2 protein-coding genes are annotated in these 3391 nt (G+C 68.2%); both read right to left on the bottom strand.

Annotation, left to right across the window (positions count from 1 at the left end; genetic code table 11):
* Positions 1 to 60: 60 nt before the first annotated feature.
* Entirely contained in the window at positions 61 to 2661 is a 2601-nt protein-coding gene (pepN, locus tag HMPREF3165_RS04395) for an aminopeptidase N (RefSeq protein ID WP_070511114.1), read from the bottom strand.
* Positions 2662 to 2853: 192 nt separating this feature from the next.
* Positions 2854 to 3391: LPXTG cell wall anchor domain-containing protein (locus tag HMPREF3165_RS04390; RefSeq protein ID WP_141745008.1), on the bottom strand; the 538-nt coding region annotated here is incomplete at its 5' end.

The raw sequence follows: 3391 nt of genomic DNA, 5'->3' as shown, positions 1-3391 counted from the left end.
CAACTCATGGTGTCGTCGGGTCCCGGTCCGGGTTGCGCCCCGGACCGGGACCCGAGGCGGCTACTGGACGCTCCGGGCCTCAGCGGCCTGCGCTCTGGCCACGCGCAGCGTGTCGTCGAGGTTCTCTCGCACGATCCGCCGCAGTGCGGCCGGAGCCTGGGCGTGGGACTCCAACCATCCCGTCAGGGCGGCGGCAGGGTCGTCAGCGCCCGCAAGGCCCACCGTGGCACAGGACCACAAGCCGGTCAGCAGGTTCTCAGCCATGTGGAAGGTGCGCGAGGACCACACGGAGTCGATGGCCTCCACATACGCCCCCACGAAGGGAGCCAGCAGCTCGGGGTGGCGCTCGACATTGGTCAGGCCCCGCAGGACGCGCACCTGGGTCTCATTGGGCATGGAGGCGTCGTCGACGAGGGCCCGCCAGGTGGCCTGCTTCGCCTCCGGGGTCGGAATCGACGCCCGGGCCTCGGCGGCGCGCTCGCGTCCCGTGGTCGTGCGGTCCCGGGCCTCCTCAGCGCGGATCTGCTCCTCCCCGCTGCGGCCGGCTGCCACCAGGCCGATCAGCAGGTCCCAGCGCAGGTCCTGGTCGACGTCGAGACCGCCCAGAGCCTGGCTCCCCTCCACAAGCCCGGCGACGACGTCGAGCTGCTCATCGGTGACGGCGTGAGCGGCCAGGGCCCGGACCAGCTGGAGCTGCTTGTCGCTGCCGGGCTGGGCCGCCCGCGCCAGCCCCAGCAGCCGGTCGGCGGTGCCCGGGGCGAGGTCGCGGCGTACGGCCGGGGGCAGGAAACCGGACAGGCAGGTGGTGATACGTCCCAGCAGTCCCTGGATGACCGAGGAATGCTCCTCCACGCCCAGCGCCCGCAGGGCAGCGTCGAGGAAACGGGAGGCGGCGAGCTCGCCGTCGCGCACCATGTCCCAGGCCGAGGCCAGGACGATCGAGCGCGGCAGGGAGTCGGTGAAGGCCTCGATGTGCTCGAGGCCGAAGGACAGTGAGTCCTCATCGAGGCGGACCTTGGCGTAGGTGAGGTCGTCGTCGTTGAGGACGAGGACATCCGCCCGCTTGGCGCCGACCAGCTCGGGAACCTCGGTCAGCTCGCCGTCGACATCGAGCTCGATGCGGTTGGTGCGCTCCAGGCGCGCCTCGGCTCCCTGGCCGGTCAGGTTGTAGCAGCCGATCGCCACCCGGTGTGGGCGCAGCGAGGCCGGTGAGTCGGCGGGGATCTCCTGGCGGACGGCCGCCTGGGTGATGAGGCCGTCGGCATCGGTGGCCAATTGCGTGCGTAGGGTCGTCACACCGGCCTCCTGGAGCCACAGGCGGGTCCAGGTACTCAGGTCGCGTCCCGAGACCTCCTCCAGCTCGCGGAGCAGGTCGCTCAGCTCGGCGTTGGCGTAGGCGTGTGCCGCCAGGTAGCGCTGGATGCCGGCGAAGAAGTTCTCCCGGCCCACGTATCCCACGAGCGCGGCCAGGACCGAGGCCCCCTTGGCGTAGGTGATGCCGTCGAAGTTGACCTCGACGTCGTGCAGGTCGTGGATCTCCGCGGCCACGGGGTGGGTGGAGGACAGCTGGTCCTGGTTGTAGGCCCACCCCTTCTCCAGGGTCTGGAAGGTCGTCCAGGCCTGGTTCCAACGGGTGATCTCGGCGGTGGCCAGGGTGGAGGTGTACTCGGCGAAGGACTCGTTGAGCCACAGGTCGTTCCACCAGGTCATGGTGACCATGTCCCCGAACCACATGTGAGCCAGCTCGTGCAGGATCGTCACGGCTCGCCGCTCCACACGGGCCTCGACGGGCCTGGAGCGGAAGATGTAGTCGTCGCGGTGGGTGACGCAACCGGCGTTCTCCATCGCCCCGGCGTTGAACTCGGGAACGAAGATCTGGTCGTACTTGGTGAAGGCGTAGGGGGTGGCGAACAGATCCTCGTAGTAGGCGAAGCCCCGTTTGGTCAGGTCCAGGATCTCCTCTGAGTCCATGTGCTCGACCAGGCTCTTTCGGCAGTAGACCCCCAGGGGCACGACGCGTCCGTCTCCGGCGACGTACTCGTCGGTCGCACCGACATAGGGCCCGGCGACGATGGCCGTGACGTAGGAGCTCATGGGCTCGGTGGGGGCGAAGGCGAAGGTGTGGGCGTCCCCTGAACCATCGGCGGCCTCGGTGGGAGTCGGGTCAGGAGTGGGGGAGTTGGACAGCACCGTCCAGTTCGCCGGCGCGGTGACCGTGAAGGTGAAGGAGGCCTTGAGATCGGGCTGCTCGAAGACGGCGAATACCCGCCGGGAGTCGGGGACCTCGAACTGGCTGTAGAGATAGGTCTCGCCGTCGGCCGGGTCGGTGAAGCGGTGCAGCCCCTCTCCGGTGTGCATGTAGGCGCAGTCGGCGACGACGACCAGCTCATTGTCTGCGGCCAGATCCTTCAGCGCGATACGTGAGTCCGCATAGACCTCGGCGGGGTCAAGAGGGGCGCCGTTGAGCGTGATGGAGCGGACCGTCGGCGCGATGAGGTCGATGAAGGTGGAGGAACCCGGGGTGGCCGTGAACCGCGCCGTGGTGGTGGAGCCGAAGACCGTCTCGCCGCGCGTGAGATCGAGGACGACGTCATAGCTCTGGGTCCGTACGGTTGCGCTGCGCTCGGCGGCCTCAAGACGAGTCAGGTTCTGACCGGGCATAAGAACTCCTGTCTGCGAGGGATGCGCGGCCCATGGGGGCGCGCCGGGCGATTGTCTCACCTTCTGATCGACACCGGCAGTGCCTGAGGTACGGCACGACGCTGCCGGGGGACGACACGTGGCGTGTCGTCCCCCGGCAGCGACGCTGTTCCCATGGACGTGGGAACGTCAGCGGATCAGGTCAGATGCGGCTCAGGCCTTGTTGCGGCGACGCAGCACCAGGGCGGCGCCTCCTGCCACGACTAGGAATGCGGCGATTCCGCCGAAGAGCAGGCCGTTGGCACCGGTACGGGCCAGGGAGCTGCCGCTGTCCTTGGTGGTCTCACCGCCGGCCCGGTTCTCCGAGGAGGAGTCCTTGGCGTTCGAGCTCAGGTTGTTGCCCTTGTCGGCCCCGGCCTTGTTCTCGCCGGCCTTGGCCTGCTTGTCTCCACCGGCCTGCTTGTCGCTGCCAGCATTGGCGTTGCTGTTGCTTCCGCCGTTGTTGCCGCCACCGTTGTTCTCGGTGGTCTTCTTCTCGCTGGCCTTCTGCTCGGTGGTCTTGTCACCGCCGGCCTGCTTGTTGCCGCCACTGTTGTTCTCAGAAGCCGAGCGCTCAGTGGTGTTCTGCTCACTGGTCTTCTGCTCAGTGCTCTGACGCTCGGAGGTCGAGCGCTCAGTGGTGTTCTGCTCCGAGTTCTGACGCTCAGAGGTGGAACGCTCCGTGGTCTTCTGCTCCGTGGTCTTGTCGCCG

The organism is Actinomyces sp. HMSC08A09, assembly GCF_001807465.1.
Classification (GTDB): Bacteria; Actinomycetota; Actinomycetes; order Actinomycetales; family Actinomycetaceae; genus Actinomyces; species Actinomyces oris.
Note: the sequence above shows the minus strand (reverse complement) of the source record. Positions and strands in the feature narration are given on the sequence as shown.

Excerpts from the sequence above, each read along its gene's own strand:
- pepN (WP_070511114.1), bottom strand. The coding sequence starts at position 2,661 with ATGCCCGGTCAGAACCTGACTCGTCTTGAGGCCGCCGAGCGCAGCGCA.